We start from the raw sequence: 16,723 nt of genomic DNA, 5'->3' as shown, positions 1-16,723 counted from the left end.
GTTGAATAAGTGCCCCAATATAATACTTGGGCGCGATGTTTAAATGACAGGTGTGAGATATACTTTTGATAGTGTCACAGGCTCCCCGTCTAGATGTTCCTAAAATGATACTATTGCACTGTTATTTTTAATTAAGGATTGATCATGCATAACATTAAAGCATTGTTGTTTTCTGGCGCATTTATTTTACCTATGGTGTTGCCAACCCAGAACGCATTTTCTGCCACTGAGAGTGCAGCGACTGCAGTTACAAAACTCATAAAAATAGATCACAAAGTCGGCGATGGCAAAGAGGCTGTAGCAGGTAAAACGGTCGACGTGCATTACACAGGCTGGCTTTATAATGCGACTGCGCCAAGTAACAAAGGGTCAAAGTTTGATAGTTCTCGCGATAGACGTGCACATTTTTCTTTTCCATTAGGCGCAGGGCGGGTAATAAAAGGCTGGGATCAAGGCGTCGCGGGTATGAAAGTCGGCGGTCAACGCACACTCATTATTCCCGCTGACATGGGCTATGGCGAACGAGGTGCAGGAAGTGCTATCCCGCCAAATGCAGCATTGGTTTTTGATGTTGAATTATTTGGCGTCCACTAAATATAAATGTCTTCAATAATCGATTCAACTTCAACATCTCCAAGAGCCATGATTAAAGGCAGTATAGTTGCAATCGTAACCCCTATGCACGAAGACGGCAGTCTGGATTTAACTGCGTTCCGCGCTCTGATTGATTTTCATATTATTCAGGGCACGGATGGTATTGTAGTTGTCGGCACCACAGGCGAATCACCTACGGTGAATGTAACCGAACATGAGTTGTTGATTCAGGAGGCAGTGAAGCATGCCGCCGGGCGCATTCCAGTGATTGCCGGAACTGGCGCGAATTCAACCAAAGAGGCTATTGAATTAGCAGCTTTCTCAAAAAAGGCGGGTGCAGATGCTTCGCTGACAGTGGTGCCGTATTACAACAAGCCAACACAGGAAGGTTTGTACTTGCACTTCAAAGCCATTGCCGAAGCTGTAGATATGCCGCACATACTATATAACGTGCCAGGACGCACTTGTGCGGACATGCATAACGATACTGTGCTTCGCTTGGCACAGATTCCCCATATCGTTGGCATCAAAGATGCAACTGGTAATATCGAGCGTGGTAGTGATCTGTTACAGCGGGCATCCAAAGATTTTGCGATATACAGTGGTGATGATGCAAGTGCGTTGGCGCTTATATTGCTGGGCGCACATGGCACGATTTCAGTTACCGCTAACGTGGCGCCCAAGTTAATGCATGAGATGTGCTTAGCCGCCTTTAACGGTGAATTAGTCAAGGCGCGCGCGATCAATTTCCGCCTGTTAGGGTTGCACCGCCACTTGTTTATTGAGGCCAACCCTATACCAGTAAAGTGGGCTGTGTCAGCTATGGGGCAAATGAAGAATGTACTGCGCCTGCCGCTTGCGCCACTGACTGCAGTTTCCCAAGACATAGTGGGAAATGCGATGCGCCAGGCAGGAGTGATCAATTAGCTCAATTCCGACCCAGCACCAGTAAAATTTTCGCCATAGCGGGAGCAATGACTGAACGCAGATTCCGTCTTGTGCTGCGTATCCAGAATGTCCGAGTATTTATTAAAAATGTAATACTCAACTAATTGAACTTATAGTAATAAATGATTTCAGAGGTGGCATGAGAACACTATATTTATTTGCATTATTTTTTTCATTATTAATTTTGGGCGGATGCAGTGCCCTTGGCCTTGACAATAAGCGTGTTGATTATAAATCTGGGGCAGGCCAGGTGCCAACGCTAGAAGTTCCGCCTGACCTGACTGCCCCTGTTGCTAGAAGCAAACATACTATACCAGGCAGTGACGGCGAGAACGCAGCTAACTATTCTGATTTTGTTAAGGAAGGTCAAGTAACGCAAGTTGGTGTTGATTCCACCGTATTGCCGGAAGTAACGAATGTGCATTTAGAACGTAGCGGCACTCAACGTTGGCTAGTCGTGGGAAGCAAAGTAGAGATCAATTGGCCGTTGGTTAAAGAATTCTGGCAGGAACAAGGTTTTACCATCAAGTCCGACAATCCTGCGGCTGGTCTCATCGAAACAGACTGGGCAGAGAGGCGTGCCAATATCCAGAGAAGTGGTTTAAGTAAAATATTTGGCAAGATATTCGATAAACTAAATTCATCTGGCGAACAAGACATGTATAGCACTCGCTTGGAACGTAGCAAGGATGGCAATAGCTCGGAAATTTATATTAGCCATCGCGGCATGGAAGAGGCGCTGGATGTAGATAAGAACGGCTATAAATGGAGGTCACGTCCGAGTGATCCTGAGCTGGAAGCCCGCATGCTGCAATTATTGATGATCAAGTTAGGGGGAGGAACGGAAAATCAGGTTCAGGCAGAGCACGCATCTAAATCTCAAGAGACCCTCGATAAATCTTCATCGAGAGCGGCCATCATGCCGAAGCTGCAAGATATTAACGGCAGCAAAATCATTATGTTGAACGAGCCATTTGACAAGAGTTGGCGCAAGGTCGGGTTGGCGTTAGATCAAGCGGGCATAGAGATAAAGGACAAGAATAGAGTTCGTGGCATCTATTTCGTGAACGCGAGTAAAGACTCCTCGAAGGAAAAAAGCTGGGTCGATAGCTTGCTGTTCTGGCGTAGTGATAGTAACCGAAAATCAACTAAAAATTCGACCGAAGGAGCTGCACGTTATCAAATATTTGTACGTGAGAATAATGCTGGTAGCGAAGTTGGTGCTCTTAACGGAAATTCTGGCAATGACGAGGCGACTCAACGTTTAACAGAGTTATTGTACAAACAGCTGGCCAAGTAACGTTCAACCTTTGTCAATGCGTTTCGCTTCACTTGGTAGCGGCAGCGAAGGTAATGCACTGGTAGTGCAAGTTGGCAAAACCTGTGTACTAATGGACTGCGGTTTTCCCCTAACTGATACCTGCATGCGCCTAGCGCGTCTTGGCTTGACCCCTGATTGTCTTAACGGCATCGTGGTTACACATGAACACGGCGACCACATTGCGGGGGTGGCGCGGCTGGCACGTAAATACTCGATTCCTATATGGCTTACGCACGGTACATTTCGTGCGCAATTTAAACTTCTGAGCAATTTAGCCAAGCTGACAAAAATTGACTCGCACCATCCCTTTGCTATCGATGGGCTGTTAGTGCAGCCTTTTCCCGTGCCACATGATGCAGCCGAGCCAGTACAATATGTGTTCAGTGATGGTGCAAAACGGCTGGGGGTATTGACCGACATCGGTTGTTCCACACCCCATATTGAAGCAACGTTAAGTGGTTGCGATGCGTTGGTGCTGGAATGCAACCATGATGCTGCACTGTTGGCCAACAGTGCTTATCCACAAAGTCTAAAGCATCGGGTTGGTGGGCGATTCGGTCATTTGAATAATGCGGACGCGGCAACGCTGTTGGCGCGGTTGGACTATAGCCACTTGCAGCATATTGTAGCTGCACATCTGAGCCGAAAAAATAACACGCCTGAACTTGCGGTATATGCGTTAAGTACAGTTCTTAATTGCAACCCGGAATGGGTTGCAGTAGCTACGCAAGACGAAGGATTTACCTGGCGAGAAATTGTTTAAAAATAGGATGCACAAATAATAAAAAAACCGACATAAAGTCGGTTTTTTTATTATTCTAAGAAGAAAAATTACTTATGCATTGCACCCTTGGCGGCATCAGCAGCATCATGAGCGGCTCCTGCTGCAGTACCGGCAGCTTCTGCAGCAGTACCAGCGGCTACAGCTGCACTACCAGCGGCGTCTGCTGCTGTAGCAGCCGCTTCAACAGCAGGTGCAGGTGCAGGTGCTTCAACAACAGGTGCAGGTACTTCAACCGCAACTGGGGCTTCAACTTCAGGAGCCTTAGGCTTTTCGCCACAAGCAGTCAGGGATAATGCCAGCAAGGCAGCAACTAGAGCAACATGTTTCATTTTATTCCTTCGCAATAATTAAATTTACATACAAAAACGGGGGCTTGGGCAGTCAGCTACGACAAAATATTACCACAATGGGCCAGCATTATACATTATAACTTTCAATTATTCTAGAAAATTAACAATATATATTATGCCTTTTAAAGTCACACCAGTTACGACACACTGAAGAGAAAGCATCACTCGTATTTTATCAAATCGAGACTTAAAGGACAGTAAATATATGGGCGCCTCTAAAAATTCAAGTTTTCAGACAATACAAAACACGAGTATAAAATTTAGCGCAACATCTGGTTGATTTATAATAATATTATACTATTTGTTACGCCGTATAGTGACGAAATGGGGTAAGCCGGCGAGCCGCAAAGAGGCTGCTTGAAAAATTGGATTTAATGAGGTGCAAATATGTCATAGGCGGTTGGCAGAAGTGGCATCAGGCATCGGATATACCGCAACATTGATGACAGTTTTCCTCGATGTTTTCTAAAAAACAAGCCTATTTGTCTATGTGCTTGCATGCAATGGGTACCACATAGCCGTCTATGTACCAAAGATAAAGCAACTCCAATGTTTCCCGTGTCAGGCTCATGTTGGAATCCAGCTTGCGCGCATCAGCGAAAGAACGTAATTCTCGATAAGCGTCTTTACCGACTGCATGCGCCATACCATTAATAAAAACCACGTCGTTATGACACAAAATCTGTGTTTTCAGGGCCATCGCTACACCACCGGTTTGTATCGCCTGTTCGAAGCGAGCACAGCTAAGTGGTTTCGTAGGTGGATCAAAAAATATATGCGGCTTGGGTTCGCTGAGATAGCCACCTAGAAAATTGGCAATGTCATGCTTAGTCCATTGTATCTGCCGGATGATCTGCTCTACCTGACGTAGCATATGCGTACTAATTTCTGAGGGATGGCGTTGAGTTCTTAGATCTGGATCGGCATACATTTCGTCAAAGCAAACCCGATCCTGTAAGTACACCAGAAACTGTTCTGCCAATTCCTGATAGCTCGGGGAGCGGAAACCAATGGAATATGTCATGCAATCGCTCTCGGCGATGCCGTTATGGGCATAATGCGGCGGCAGGTAGAGCATGTCACCCGGTGCTAGCACCCACTCCTGCTCTGACTGGAAGCGTTGTAGAATCCTCAATGGAGCACCTTCTACTAGCGTATGATCCTGCTGTGCGGAAATTTGCCAACGACGATGACCGGAGCCCTGTAACAAAAATACATCATATGAATCGAAATGCGCGCCTACGCCCCCTCCTTTGGGAGCATAGCTCACCATCAGATCATCCAAACGTGCGTGCGGTATGAAGCTAAAGTTCTTTAGTAGCGCGGCTGCTGTTGGCAGGTGCTCATTTACGCCTTGCACCAGCACCGTCCACTTGCTCTTGCCCAAGCTATCGAATTTTGTCGCTTTAAATGGGCCATCTTGCATTTGCCACTGACCGTGCCGCTGGGTTACGAGGCGTGATTGCACATCCTCAGTGCAAGCTAAATCGAACAACTGCAAGCGATCAAGTAACCCATTGAATTGCGGGAATGCTTGGCGAATGAGCAAGGGTTTTTTTTGCCAATAGTTGCGTAAAAACTCCTCTATCGATAATCCACCCAGCATGGTGAAGTTGGTTTTCATAATTCGCCCTCATTCATAAACGCCCGAATTTCTGGGACTGTCCGCTGAGTATTTTTTGGTCAGTCGCCATAAGTCGAGCACTTGCTTTCGTTTAATAGGCAGACGAATATGGTATTTTGATCCGTCCATCCTGTTTTCACCTGATTTGGCGCGAGCTTCGCAGTACCATAATTTGTAATTTCAATGCCCCCGTTGTGACAAGCTATAAGCACGTGTCGCGACAATTTGGCTAATAGCTTAGCTTACGCCTGGTCTACCGATATAACGTTAAGACTAGAGGTGCCGCTGCCCTCACTCTGCGCAGCAATTCAAACCAAACACCTTTTTCAACATTGAGAAGCTGTCTTCGATCCCAGCGCGGAAAAGTGATTTCTGCGTAATGCTCAGCTCGATTCATCCAGTCCGTGCTTTGCTGTTGCTTCACCATCACACTGTTACAGAGCGCGAGGTATGTCGCACGTTATTGATGGGTTTGCGGTAATGCTCGCGCTGTTTCGAATAGAGTTTACACTTGCGGGTCACCGAAATTAGGTTCATTGTCGGCGCTGCGTGGGATGTGCGCAACGCAATCTCGCCTCGATGCTTATACCACTAAGCGCAAGGTTCTTACCCCCTTTCCTTGAAGTCGTTCTACCCAGTTTAATGCTTTAGCATGACGATCCAGTCACTAGGAAATGACGTATAATCATCGACTGATTTCGTATTCAGCAAATGTCTCATATACTTTATATAGTGTGTCTGCTTTGCGCGTATTATTGGATTCCTCAATGGCTGGGTTTCGCGTATAATCAATCGCTTGACTGCAATCATACACGTTTCTGCTGGGTTTCTTCATCGATACAATTTTACTTTAATTAAGTAAAATCAAATTGTTATGTCCGTAAAATGCGAGTGAATTAATATTATATTCACACCAACGCATACAAATATACTTTCGTTTAAATTGCGAACAAAGTAAATAAACATAACAAATATCAATTAAACGCTCCACTTTTGTGCTCGATAAGCATGACCCGTTACGCCATGCTTCATAATTGTGTTACGCACTCGGTCATGCCGATAAAATTCTAAATCTGATATAAGGAGTTAAAATGAAAATTGCAAAAGATACTGTTGTGTCGTTGCGCTATGAGCTATTTGATGCGAACGGTAGTCCACTGGAAAAAACAGAAGATCCCATCAGCTACCTGCACGGTGGCTATGACGGCATATTTCCGACTGTGGAGGAAGCGTTACAAGGCAAGGAGGCAGGTGATGAACTTCAAATTACGCTGGAACCTGATAATGCTTTTGGAGAGTATGAGCACGACCTAGTGCGCGTTGAGTCGCGAAATTTGTTCCCGGATGAAATTACCATCGGCATGCAGTTCGAGGGAGGGGTGGAAGATGGTGACGACGACGATTACTCGCTCTACACTATAGTGGATGTAACCGATACCGAAGTGACCGTAGATGGTAACCACCCACTTGCTGGAAAAACGCTAAATTTTGTAGGTATTGTTACCGATGTACGTGCCGCTACTGCCGATGAGCTGGAACATGGCCATACACATGGTGAAGGCGGACATCACCACTAATGCAGAATTTTTCTGGATTATATTGTTGCTACAACTCTTGTTTGGAGTGTTGGTTACCTGTTACGTACCGTCTGTGTATAAACGCGTTTAACAAATCAATATGGTTTGTTTGTGTATTGTTATTTTCAATAACCGCATAAACAATAGTTTTTGCTTCGAGAATTATTTTATACGAGACATTTGCTAAAATGAAAACGTGCGTCGAGTTTGCACCGTGCGCCATGATGGTCATGGCGTTGGGACACGTCAAAGCTGGCCACTGGAAAGATTTTTCAAGGGTCAGCCTTTTACGCCTCAGCTCTCTGTGTTAAACAGCCAAATCTTCGAACGGGATTCAGCGTTTTTAAAGTGATTGGCCAACCCCGACTTTTTTGCTGATAGTCCAAAGAAAAATTGAGGCAGGGCAGATGGAACTTGTGAAAATAACCTTGACAATATCTACTAAATAAGTGCAACATACTAACAGGCGTTTGATTCAAAGTTTTTGCGATACTGGTTTTTTCCATGTGCAATCTTCGATTCAAATAGTTTCGCGGGGGGGTTCCCCGTTTTTAGTTAAGGAAGTAATACACATGGCAACTGGTACAGTAAAATGGTTTAACGACGCGAAGGGTTTTGGTTTTGTTACTCCTGATGATGGTAGCGAGGATTTGTTCGCACATTTTTCAGCAATTAACATGAGCGGTTTCAAGTCTCTTCAAGAAGGCCAAAAAGTTACGTTTGACGTGACACAAGGTCCTAAAGGTAAGCAAGCATCCAATATTCAAGCTCCTTAAGCGGTTTTTGATTGGATCAAAAAAGCCCAGCACGGAAGTGCTGGGCTTTTTTCATTTTGAAAGGTAACGCCTGCGAATTGACCGCTTACTGTGTAATCGTGTGGTAGGTGTCACCTATTCAAGATTCGTGCGCAGGCCACAAAATAGTGGATTACTATCATTCGACAAGTGAACTATTGCTGTGTGCCTGATCTATCGTATGTGCTAACTCTGCACCATCCGTACGCCCCAAGCTACGCCAATTCCCGTCACTTCGCTTGCCGCTGTACCCAGGCCAGCCTTCGCAACGGCTGGCGGACAAATCCACATGCAGCCAGGGCATGTCATTGACAAAATGTTTAAGAAAGCGGGTTGCCAAGATGTGATCGGCTCCTCCGTCCAGCGTGCTTTGCTTGATGTCAGCTACATTTAAATCCAGCGCAGCTTCATAATCGCCATCCAGCGGGAAGGCGCACAAACGCTCGCCGCTTTGCTTGCCCGCTCTGACCACACGCTTTAACAGCTTCTCGAGGTTACCTAGTGTGCCGCTGTAGCGCGCCTAAGGCTACGGCCATGCTGCCTGTTAGGGTGGTGAAGTCAATCATCAGATCTGGTTTGGCACGTGCCGCCAGCGTAAGTGTGTCGGCTAGCACCGTGCGCCCTTCGGCATCGGTACGAACAATTTCAATGGTGGTGTCGTTCAGCGCTGTCACAATATCGTTTTGTTTGTATGCTTTCGGGCTGATATGGTTTTGCGCTATCGCCAGCCAGCAATCAATATTCACCGCCAGCTTGCCCTGTGACGCTGCAAGCAAGATGCCGAGCGCTACGGCCGACCCATTCATGTCCTCGTGCATGCCTTGCATATAGCGCGCAGGCTTCAGATTATGCTCGCCAGTATCGAAGCAAATTCCCTTGCCTATCAGTCCTACGGTTTGCTTGGCTTTTGGATGAGTGTAGCGCAGGTGCACGATGGCGGCATCTTCGTCCGCGCCACCCTGCGCCACAGCCAAAAAATCACCCGCGTCCAATTTGCGCAGCTTCTTAAGATCAAACTCTACATGCTTTCAACCATGTTGTTGTGCGAGTATTTTTACCCGCGCTCGGTATAAAGCTGGAGTCAAATCGTTAGGCGGAAGCACAGTCAGTTCGCGGCATAGAAAACTGCCTTCGGCCTGCGCCTTAAGTGATGCAAATGCTTGCTTGTTGGAAAAACAAACAGTTCAATTTATTGAAGCAGTTTGCGTTTGTCCTTTTTCTTATGTTCCAGCAACAGAGCGCCATTCACCCATGCACCATACACAGCCAGCTTGCGTTGCGTAGCATCACCCAGAGCTGCAATGGCAATACTTTCCGGCGTTTCTGCAAGAAACAATTGCATGGACTTGCGTACTTGTGTCTGGATGGTGAAGACGTCCTTGGAAAAATCCAGCATCGCTCACGCCATTAACGTGCTATTAGCTGTATTGGCAGGCACCGGTGTGTTAGTCAGCACATCCACCTTGAGATTGCGGCGCGCCAATACTGTTTTGAGTAAGTCGCTATCAGGCATGTCGTGGGGTAATGTTTTAGCTTTAGGTAACCGCACCAACAGATGTTGGTTAACCAGATTCTTGGGTAGCGTCAGTGAAAGTGTAAGTTGTGCTAGCATTTGTTCCTCAATAAATTTTATGTATTGTTTTGCATTAAACAAACAGTCGCCACCCACTCCCGGAATTTTTATGCGCCAGTACTTATATTTGATGAAATATGTGCTCAATCATGGCACAAAGAAGAGCGACCGCACCGGCACCGGCACCGTAAGTGTATTCGGCTATCAGATGCGCTTTAATTTGGAGCATGGCTTTCCGTTAGTCACCACCAAAAAATGTCACCTGAAATCAATCATCCATGAGTTGCTATGGTTTTTACAGGGCGATACCAATATCCGCTATCTTAAGGAAAATGATGTCAGAATTTGGGATGAATGGGCGAACGAGGATGGCAGCCTTGGCCCGGTTTATGGCAAACAGTGGCGCTCGTGGACAGCAAAAGATGGTGCCACCATCGACCAGATTTCAGATGTTATAGAGCAGATTAAAAGCAATCCCGATTCACGGCGCCTGATCGTTTCAGCCTGGAACGTAGGGGAGCTGGATCAAATGGCGCTGGCACCTTGCCATGTCCTCTTTCAGTTCTATGTGTCTGATGGCAAGCTCTCCTGCCAACTGTATCAGCGCAGCGCGGATATTTTCCTGGGTGTACCGTTCAATATCGCATCTTATGCTTTGCTTACCTTGATGATGGCGCAAGTATGCGGATTGAAGCCAGGCGATTTGGTGCATACTTTCGGTGATGCACATCTGTACCTCAACCATCTGGATCAGGCTGAGCTGCAATTGTCGCGTGAGCCGCGATTACTGCCAGCTATGCACATCAATCCAGATGTGAATAATATCTTCGACTTCAAGTTTGAAGACTTTACGCTGGAAGGCTATGACCCATATCCGGCGATTAAAGCTACAGTGGCTGTATGACAAGTAACGAAAAAGGAGGTAAGAAGGGTAAGCTCGCGATCATTGTTGCAATGGCTCGTAACCGCACCATTGGCATTAATAACACGCTGCCATGGCGTATTCCGGTAGACCTCAAACGCTTTAAATCGCTCACTATGGGACACCATCTCATCATGGGCCGTAAGACTTTCGATTCCATTGGCAAGCCGCTGCCCGGTCGCACTACCGTGGTGGTAACACGCAATGATGCATTAAAAATTGAAGGCAGCATCATGGCGTACTCGCTGGAAGACGCGATAAACGCTTGTGCAGAGGATGATGAAATTTTTATCGTCGGCGGTGCTGAGCTTTACGCATTGGCAATGCCGTTAGTGGACACGATCTACCTCACCGAAATCAGTCAAGACGTAACAGGTGACGCTTACTTTCCAGAATTTGACAAAACATTATGGCAGGAATTGGCGCGTGAGCAATGCAGCCAGGAAACTCCTCAGGCACTGGAATTTAATTTTGTTACTTACGGTAGGAAATAATAAATGGTGGGATATCTGGAATCAGTCGCGGGGAAGAAAAGTAAACGGTACCTCTAAAATCCAATTTTGCGAGTAGCCCCTATGCGACTTGCCTGCTTGTCCCGCTTCGTCACAAAACGGCGTTGCTCGAAAAAAATTATCGATTACATATCAATTATATATGCCGCACTCAAGTTTATTTATTGTGCCTTGTTTTGTCTAAGAACTCGAATTTTTAGAGGCGCCCTAAAGTTGAGTTGTGATAGTTGTCGGCATTGCCCCAAGCATTCTGTAAGGTACAAAAAACTAGCTTAGCCACACAAGATTAATTTTCCTTGCTTAAATCTGAATAATAATATCCTAATATACAACGCACTGAGCTGAATGGTCATTTTTTGAGGTGTTTTATAATTTCATGTTTTTTTAGTTAATCAAGTATAATGTTCAGTTGTTAAAGTAAATAAAACCCACAAAAAGGAAGGCAAATAATGTCTATAAATCGTGTTACTTTCTTCCCAGTCGGCAATGGAGATACCACCTTAATTGAAGCGAATGATAAAACGATACTTACTGATATCAATTATCGTTGTGAGCGATATACAGATCGTTTTAGAAGTTCCATTGATGCTAACTGCAGTATAGGAAACGCTGCCACGTTAGGGTACGAGGAGGCGTCAAAACCGTTTGAGTGGGTCTACTACGACTTTGCTCTAGATCTTCAATATGCTTGTTATCATTCCAGTTATCGGAGTAACCGAGAGTATCGTTTGTCGCTCTTTGTTTTGACGCACCCAGATCGGAATAACCTAACTGGTTTTGACAAACTTTTTTATCAAGGTGACCCTGCTGAATTCGAGGATCGACCAAGAGAAGATGACAAGTTGATTCTTATTGAAGAGATGTGGATCAATGCTTGCTTTGCAGATTCAAAATTTGAGACTGATGAATCCAAACCATTATTTCAGGAGATTAAACGTAGGCTTAATCTTCAAGGTAGTAAGGAGTCAGAATTGAATGGCAACAGAATTTGCATATTGGAAGCAACGTCATCAGCTGGATTAGTCAAAACATTTTCGCGAAATATTGAAGCGCATGTTTTTTCCCCTGTCCAAAAAGAAGGAGAAATATCCAAAGCCGTATCAGGCGAAGATCAAACTGATGTTAACGACAGTAGTTTGGTCATACGCTGGACTGTTAAAGTTTTTGGTGGGGTGAATCGCATTCTGTTAGGCGGTGATGCGACAGTCGAGGTTTGGGATCGTATCTGGCAAAATTACAAAAATGATGTCGACAAGCTCAGTTGGCATATCTTGCTTGCACCACATCACTGTTCTATTGACGCTATAGCGCGAAAAAATAAGGAGGGCAAGTATGAGTATTCTGAGAATGCACTAAACGCGCTGAGCCAGGTGGAGGGTGCTGGTTTTGTTGTATCGAGCAGCGAGGAGATCAAACACAATGATAGCGTACTGCCTAGCTGGGAAGCCAAGCAAAAATATCTTGAAATATTGAAAGATGCGGATGAATCAAGGTTTTTCAACCCAGATACTCGAGCGAATGCCCCTTTACTTTATTCACAACGTCAAGATTATAAACCTGAGTCAATAGAGTTCAACCTCACCAAAGAGGGACCTACTATTGATGCGCCTGCTCCTGCTTCACCGCACACACCTAAAAAAATAACGCCGGTTGAAACTGGTAATAATGAATTCGGCCATAAATGGAATATGAAAGTGTAAGGTTTATCTTTTCTCAGTCAAGAGAATGGGTTGCTTTAGTTAAGTGAGGACGGCTGTTCAGCAAAGGGCGAAATGGTATTTTCGCCCTTTAAGTATGTGCGAATTTTTTCGCTATAGCTGAACGGCAGTTTTAAAATTCGCCAGGTAACAACATCCCGCTTGGATTTGCAATCAATTCTTTAACAAATCACACTATTCAACACACAATAGACTAGCGACACTGTTGCCAGATAACAGTATCACCCGGGACGGGACACTTGTTTTGTCTCATTATTTGGAAGAACAAGATAGTTTCAAAAGCTACTTGCGACATAGCCATTTGAAACGCTCCAGTGGCCCGACTTCCCCAGCGATTTTCGCCATCGAAGTTTTACCGAAGCCGGGTAAGCTACCGATGGTTTGCGCCAGCTCGGAGTGAGCGGAGATTTTCTGATCTATGGTTTTGATGTCCTTCCCAGCGCCAGTATGCGGTGAGCGTATTGCACAATCATTTCGCCCACCCATTCAAGATCGGGGGAGAATTGCGCCTGTGCTTGCCACGCCACGACTGTACCTGTGCCGCATAGGTTTTTCCCACGCCGGGTAAACCATCAGGCTTGATCGCCGCAGCTTGGCCAGTTTGGTCAATTTGTCACGGCAGGTGAGGAAATTCAAGAACCAGATGTTGTCCGCTTCCCCGGTGATTGCCATCAATCCGGGCACACCGCATGAAGGTCGCTTCGCCATCGGCAAATGTTCGGACAGGCGGAACAGTTCGAGAATTCTGCGTGCATCTATGGCGTCTGTTTTGGCCGGTGCCGGAAATATTTCCTTGTAGCGGGCGCGCCCAACCGTTATAGCCTTTCATGGCAACAGCCATCCGAAATTGATGACGTTTTTCAGGGCGTTCGATATGTTAAAAAATTCCTTGAAGCCGCTTGCATTGTGAATAGTGTCGAACTCATCCAACAACTTGCCGGCTGGCAGCCCAATCGCCACCCGGTGACAGGTACTGCCGACATAAAATTATCACCCGGTAGAACATGCAACGGCAATACGGCTTGAGTTCCGCACATTGCAATTTTCAGCCCTGACGGAAATGTTCGTCAATTGAGTGATAATCCTCGACCGTGTCCACCTCGGTCCATCGTCGGCCCTCGATCGACAGGGTTCCGACTTGCCCAGTCGTATCCGCAATCGCGTCGATCGCTTTCAGAAACCACGCGGAAACCCCTTCTTGCGTGCGCATCATCTGTTCCAGTTTGGCGCGAAATATTCCCGGCCCTTGCCCCATGAAGCGCAGAAAACCGATCGATTCGGCATTAACCTCGGATGCGGGCAGCGATTTGCCGATGGCGCGCAGACGGCTGCCGTCCAATGATACCTTCATGTCATCGGAATCGTAGGTTGGCCTGTGATCGATCGTCACCTGTATCGGTTGCGCAGGGCTTGACAGTACATCATGCAGTAACGCCGCTTCAAACAAGGTATCGCCGTTAATCAGCAGAAAATCCACATTCATATGATCGCGTACCATCCAGCAACTGGCAAGATTGTCAGAGACATGGAAAAATGGGTTAAAAAACGGCGTCACGCGCATCGGGCCGTTGCGCTTGGCGATTTCGTTCTCGACAAGCCCCACCATAAAACCTGTAACTACGATGGTTTCGGTGATACCGCCAGCCTCGAGGGTGTCAAGCTGATACCCCAATAATGTGGTAGACCCAACCGGCAGCAGACATTTCGGGTGGTTTTCGGTCAACGGCAGCAGACGTGAGCCGCGGCCGGCGCTGAGGATAATGGCTTTCATTGGGTTTGCTCCATTGTCGTGGGGAAGGAAGGCGGAGCATCAAAATCCACAATTTTGATGCCGCAGGTCGGCGCAGCACGGCGCAGACCGAATGACGGGTTGACCGCGATGCCGTGATCCGCCTGACACAACAGTTTTAAGTCAGATACGTGGTCGCTATAGGCGAAGACCGGGCCGTCAAACGGGTGGAGCGCGTGGATTTCGGCAATCCGGCGCAGCTTTTCCGTGCCATAGCAATTGGCACCGTCTAACATCGGTACACTGGCACCCACACTCCAGCTCAAACGTGTGGCGATAACCTCGTCAAAGCCAAGTGCGCGGCCAAACGGTTTTGCCACCATATCCAAAGCGGCCGTCGCAAGGATCAAACGATCGCCGCGCGTACGATGAAAGGAAATCGCTGCGCGCGCTCCAGGCCGTAGATCATGAGCCAGCCGATCGGCCACAAAGGCATCGGCCTTGGCCTGCAAGGTGGCACGATCGATCCCGGCCAGTATCCGGACTCCATGCGCCTTGATCGAATCGCGGCTCGCCAGTTTCAGCTTGTAGCAAACCATGTGTAGCGCCAGCAACAGGAACCGGGCCAGAAACGCCGGACGCAGGCCGTTCACATGAAACAGGAATGGCGTCCATGTAGGTGACCGAGTGATGGTACGGTCAAGATCGAATATTGCCGTCCCTGCCATAACGGTTCAATCCGCCAACCACGATGTCGGCGGTATCGGCAGTTGTAGCGCCTGATAGAGACGGTAGCCATGAAATACCAGCCAGACCACCGTCCACACCGCCACCGCAACCAGCCCCCATCCCGGCTCGCCGAGCATCACCGCGAGCATGAAAATAGCCATGTTCGGATTGCGCCGCGCAGTGATTTCCCGCGCAATGGAATCAATATGCTCCCAAACATGGATGTGAAATCCGAACTTATGCATGAAGATACCTTCCTCCACCCGGTTCAGCACATAGCTGATTATGAGGACCGCCAGCGAAACATCGAGCATCGCTTGCCCCGTGCTGCCCGAATCATATTCCAGCCCATGCCAGATTGCCCAGTACCAGAACGGCGGATGGATGAGGTCAATACCGTGATCGTAGATATCTCCCAATTTCGTATAACTCATCGTGGTACGCGCCAGCTTACCGTCCACAGTATCAAGGAATGTCATTCCCAAAGCCGCTGCGATACCCCATACCCATGCTCCGTTCCAGAATTGCCAGAAAGCGACGAAGACCAGCAACAGGCCGATTGTGGTCACGGTATTGGGCGAAATATGTAGCGCCGCCGCCGCACGCGTCACATGAAACGCAGGCAGCGGCCAGGCGTATTTGGTGACAAAATCGGTAACCCCTTTGTAAGCTCCTTGAAACAAGCGCTTTTCCACCTTGCGCGGCGTCTCGACCCGCAGCGACAATGCATATGGCGCTTCGCGCTTGCGTAATGAATTGTCGTAAGAACCTGCAAAATCATCAACGCTGCCGGGGTTAAAACCTGCGGCGCGCAACACATCTTCGTCGAAGTCGGTTTGTCCTATCAAGGATTGGTACGCGGCGGCCTCGGCTCCCTCGGGCAGATGCAGCGCCGCAAGGCGCGGCGCTGCGTCTGCCCGATTCGCAACAATCAGCACCGCACCTGGTGTCATTAGCAAACCGCGTTGCAAGGCAGGCGATAGAACCCATTCAGTTCCCACCAGAAGACGCGCTGCCGGGTCATCGACCGACGAGGCGCCAGCCTTTTGCCAGGCGCGCCGCTGCCATTCCCGCAACTCGAGACCCCATAGTTTTACTTGCACCTCACCTAAAAGGCGTACGCTTGTATTTGTTGTCAACTAGTCAACTCTCTTGTTACCTAACGTTTCAAAGTTCATACCGTGCTTGTAAGGAGGGCGCTATAGCTTAAGCGACTATATCCCTCTAAGCCATATGGCCACTACGTTTGCAATCACAGTCTGAACGAGCAACCATGGACGCTTGGCATAACTAATAGACGTTACATTCTGCGAAGTAACCATGCGACCACAACGCCCTCCCCACAATTCATCTAATAGGGTTTTAATAAAGGTTATGTTGAAGTCATCTCTTTATTCTATATAATAGTTTGATTGTGAATGACTTTTGTTTGTCATAAAAATGACAAATTCTTACGACTTATACGTGTTCAGTAAATTTTTAATATAAATTCAATCACTGCTGTCCGGTTAATACGCGAATAGATTCAATTGATTACTGGGGGTGACA

At 47.2% G+C, this 16,723-nt stretch carries 18 protein-coding genes and 1 pseudogene; 10 read left to right on the top strand and 9 right to left on the bottom strand.

Going from position 1 to position 16,723, the window contains the following annotated elements; genetic code table 11:
* The first annotated feature begins 144 nt into the window (after window positions 1-144).
* The 4 genes from MJ769_RS13145 to MJ769_RS13130 all read left to right on the top strand — a co-directional run bounded on the left by MJ769_RS13145 (window position 145) and on the right by MJ769_RS13130 (window position 3,626).
* Complete coding sequence (locus tag MJ769_RS13145; RefSeq protein WP_445083099.1) at window positions 145-594, top strand: FKBP-type peptidyl-prolyl cis-trans isomerase; 450 nt, start codon at window positions 145-147, stop codon at window positions 592-594.
* A 48-nt stretch (window positions 595-642) separates the two neighbouring features.
* A complete protein-coding gene (gene dapA, locus MJ769_RS13140) occupies window positions 643-1,521 on the top strand; it encodes a 4-hydroxy-tetrahydrodipicolinate synthase (protein ID WP_239237593.1) in 879 nt (292 codons plus the stop codon).
* Window positions 1,522-1,792: 271 nt separating this feature from the next.
* A complete protein-coding gene (bamC, locus tag MJ769_RS13135; RefSeq protein WP_239237592.1) occupies window positions 1,793-2,842 on the top strand; it encodes an outer membrane protein assembly factor BamC in 1,050 nt (349 codons plus the stop codon).
* 16 nt (window positions 2,843-2,858) lie between these two features.
* Window positions 2,859-3,626: an MBL fold metallo-hydrolase gene (locus MJ769_RS13130; RefSeq protein WP_239237591.1), complete on the top strand. Its 768-nt coding sequence runs from the start codon at window positions 2,859-2,861 to the stop codon at window positions 3,624-3,626.
* Window positions 3,627-3,694: 68 nt separating this feature from the next.
* Here the strand turns inward: MJ769_RS13130 and MJ769_RS13125 are convergent, their stop codons facing one another.
* The gene (locus MJ769_RS13125; RefSeq protein WP_239237590.1) at window positions 3,695-3,976 is read right to left on the bottom strand and encodes a hypothetical protein; all 282 of its coding nucleotides are present in this window, start codon (window positions 3,974-3,976) and stop codon (window positions 3,695-3,697) included.
* A 499-nt stretch (window positions 3,977-4,475) separates the two neighbouring features.
* Window positions 4,476-5,621, bottom strand: coding sequence for a cupin domain-containing protein (locus tag MJ769_RS13120; RefSeq protein ID WP_239237589.1), 1,146 nt, complete (start codon window positions 5,619-5,621; stop codon window positions 4,476-4,478).
* Between the two features lie 1,091 nt (window positions 5,622-6,712).
* Between MJ769_RS13120 and MJ769_RS13115 the strand changes: the two genes are divergently transcribed.
* A complete protein-coding gene (locus MJ769_RS13115; protein WP_239237588.1) occupies window positions 6,713-7,198 on the top strand; it encodes an FKBP-type peptidyl-prolyl cis-trans isomerase in 486 nt (161 codons plus the stop codon).
* Between the two features lie 572 nt (window positions 7,199-7,770).
* Window positions 7,771-7,974, top strand: coding sequence for a cold-shock protein (locus MJ769_RS13110; RefSeq protein ID WP_239187831.1), 204 nt, complete (start codon window positions 7,771-7,773; stop codon window positions 7,972-7,974).
* A gap of 157 nt (window positions 7,975-8,131) precedes the next feature.
* Here the strand turns inward: MJ769_RS13110 and MJ769_RS14540 are convergent.
* The 3 genes and pseudogenes from MJ769_RS14540 to MJ769_RS14530 form a co-directional block, all read right to left on the bottom strand.
* Window positions 8,132-8,960, bottom strand: a pseudogene (locus MJ769_RS14540) (M17 family metallopeptidase).
* A 221-nt stretch (window positions 8,961-9,181) separates the two neighbouring features.
* Window positions 9,182-9,388 (bottom strand): hypothetical protein, encoded by a 207-nt coding sequence (locus tag MJ769_RS14535; protein ID WP_320412164.1) that lies wholly within the window; start codon window positions 9,386-9,388, stop codon window positions 9,182-9,184.
* A gap of 3 nt (window positions 9,389-9,391) precedes the next feature.
* On the bottom strand, window positions 9,392-9,604 hold the full coding sequence (locus tag MJ769_RS14530; RefSeq protein WP_320412163.1) for a hypothetical protein: 213 nt from the start codon (window positions 9,602-9,604) through the stop codon (window positions 9,392-9,394).
* A gap of 70 nt (window positions 9,605-9,674) precedes the next feature.
* On the opposite strand from MJ769_RS14530, the gene MJ769_RS13100 reads away from it, so the two are divergent.
* From MJ769_RS13100 to MJ769_RS13090, 3 genes are all read left to right on the top strand, one after another.
* On the top strand, window positions 9,675-10,469 hold the full coding sequence (locus MJ769_RS13100) for a thymidylate synthase (protein ID WP_239237587.1): 795 nt from the start codon (window positions 9,675-9,677) through the stop codon (window positions 10,467-10,469).
* Entirely contained in the window at window positions 10,466-10,981 is a 516-nt protein-coding gene (locus MJ769_RS13095) for a dihydrofolate reductase (protein WP_239237586.1), read from the top strand. Before MJ769_RS13100 ends, MJ769_RS13095 begins: the two co-directional genes overlap by 4 nt.
* 467 nt (window positions 10,982-11,448) lie before the next feature.
* Window positions 11,449-12,699 (top strand): hypothetical protein, encoded by a 1,251-nt coding sequence (locus MJ769_RS13090; RefSeq protein ID WP_239237585.1) that lies wholly within the window; start codon window positions 11,449-11,451, stop codon window positions 12,697-12,699.
* A 300-nt stretch (window positions 12,700-12,999) separates the two neighbouring features.
* Here MJ769_RS13090 and MJ769_RS13085 read toward each other — a convergent pair whose 3' ends face one another.
* Window positions 13,000-13,203 carry a hypothetical protein gene (locus tag MJ769_RS13085; RefSeq protein WP_239237584.1) on the bottom strand — a complete coding sequence of 68 codons (204 nt, stop codon included), beginning with the start codon at window positions 13,201-13,203 and terminating at the stop codon, window positions 13,000-13,002.
* A gap of 157 nt (window positions 13,204-13,360) precedes the next feature.
* On the opposite strand from MJ769_RS13085, the gene MJ769_RS13080 reads away from it, so the two are divergent.
* Window positions 13,361-13,516, top strand: coding sequence for a hypothetical protein (locus tag MJ769_RS13080; protein WP_239237583.1), 156 nt, complete (start codon window positions 13,361-13,363; stop codon window positions 13,514-13,516).
* A 246-nt stretch (window positions 13,517-13,762) separates the two neighbouring features.
* On the opposite strand, the gene MJ769_RS13075 is transcribed toward MJ769_RS13080, so the two are convergent.
* From MJ769_RS13075 to MJ769_RS13065, 3 genes are read right to left on the bottom strand one after another with little or no spacing between them, the layout of a single operon-like run.
* Window positions 13,763-14,488 carry a phosphocholine cytidylyltransferase family protein gene (locus MJ769_RS13075; RefSeq protein WP_239237582.1) on the bottom strand — a complete coding sequence of 242 codons (726 nt, stop codon included), beginning with the start codon at window positions 14,486-14,488 and terminating at the stop codon, window positions 13,763-13,765.
* Window positions 14,485-15,174 carry an HAD family hydrolase gene (locus tag MJ769_RS13070; protein WP_239237581.1) on the bottom strand — a complete coding sequence of 230 codons (690 nt, stop codon included), beginning with the start codon at window positions 15,172-15,174 and terminating at the stop codon, window positions 14,485-14,487. The genes MJ769_RS13075 and MJ769_RS13070 overlap by 4 nt, the downstream gene beginning before the upstream one ends.
* 6 nt (window positions 15,175-15,180) lie before the next feature.
* Window positions 15,181-16,314 carry a CDP-alcohol phosphatidyltransferase family protein gene (locus MJ769_RS13065; protein ID WP_239237580.1) on the bottom strand — a complete coding sequence of 378 codons (1,134 nt, stop codon included), beginning with the start codon at window positions 16,312-16,314 and terminating at the stop codon, window positions 15,181-15,183.
* Window positions 16,315-16,723 lie beyond the last annotated feature (409 nt).

Source organism: Candidatus Nitrotoga sp. BS, from assembly GCF_927797785.1.
Classification (GTDB): Bacteria; Pseudomonadota; Gammaproteobacteria; order Burkholderiales; family Gallionellaceae; genus Nitrotoga.
Note: the sequence above shows the minus strand (reverse complement) of the source record. Positions and strands in the feature narration are given on the sequence as shown.

What these genes read in the sequence shown, in the direction of transcription:
- MJ769_RS13145 (WP_445083099.1), top strand. Translation starts at nt 145, where the DNA reads ATGCATAACATTAAAGCATTGTTGTTTTCTGGCGCATTTATTTTACCT.
- dapA (WP_239237593.1), top strand. Translation starts at nt 643, where the DNA reads ATGATTAAAGGCAGTATAGTTGCAATCGTAACCCCTATGCACGAAGAC.
- MJ769_RS13130 (WP_239237591.1), top strand. Translation starts at nt 2,859, where the DNA reads ATGCGTTTCGCTTCACTTGGTAGCGGCAGCGAAGGTAATGCACTGGTA.
- MJ769_RS13125 (WP_239237590.1), bottom strand. Translation starts at nt 3,976, where the DNA reads ATGAAACATGTTGCTCTAGTTGCTGCCTTGCTGGCATTATCCCTGACT.
- MJ769_RS13120 (WP_239237589.1), bottom strand. Translation starts at nt 5,621, where the DNA reads ATGAAAACCAACTTCACCATGCTGGGTGGATTATCGATAGAGGAGTTT.
- MJ769_RS13115 (WP_239237588.1), top strand. Translation starts at nt 6,713, where the DNA reads ATGAAAATTGCAAAAGATACTGTTGTGTCGTTGCGCTATGAGCTATTT.
- MJ769_RS13110 (WP_239187831.1), top strand. Translation starts at nt 7,771, where the DNA reads ATGGCAACTGGTACAGTAAAATGGTTTAACGACGCGAAGGGTTTTGGT.
- MJ769_RS14535 (WP_320412164.1), bottom strand. Translation starts at nt 9,388, where the DNA reads ATGCTGGATTTTTCCAAGGACGTCTTCACCATCCAGACACAAGTACGC.
- MJ769_RS14530 (WP_320412163.1), bottom strand. Translation starts at nt 9,604, where the DNA reads ATGCTAGCACAACTTACACTTTCACTGACGCTACCCAAGAATCTGGTT.
- MJ769_RS13100 (WP_239237587.1), top strand. Translation starts at nt 9,675, where the DNA reads ATGCGCCAGTACTTATATTTGATGAAATATGTGCTCAATCATGGCACA.
- MJ769_RS13095 (WP_239237586.1), top strand. Translation starts at nt 10,466, where the DNA reads ATGACAAGTAACGAAAAAGGAGGTAAGAAGGGTAAGCTCGCGATCATT.
- MJ769_RS13090 (WP_239237585.1), top strand. Translation starts at nt 11,449, where the DNA reads ATGTCTATAAATCGTGTTACTTTCTTCCCAGTCGGCAATGGAGATACC.
- MJ769_RS13085 (WP_239237584.1), bottom strand. Translation starts at nt 13,203, where the DNA reads ATGGGTGGGCGAAATGATTGTGCAATACGCTCACCGCATACTGGCGCT.
- MJ769_RS13080 (WP_239237583.1), top strand. Translation starts at nt 13,361, where the DNA reads ATGTTGTCCGCTTCCCCGGTGATTGCCATCAATCCGGGCACACCGCAT.
- MJ769_RS13075 (WP_239237582.1), bottom strand. Translation starts at nt 14,488, where the DNA reads ATGAAAGCCATTATCCTCAGCGCCGGCCGCGGCTCACGTCTGCTGCCG.
- MJ769_RS13070 (WP_239237581.1), bottom strand. Translation starts at nt 15,174, where the DNA reads ATGGCAGGGACGGCAATATTCGATCTTGACCGTACCATCACTCGGTCA.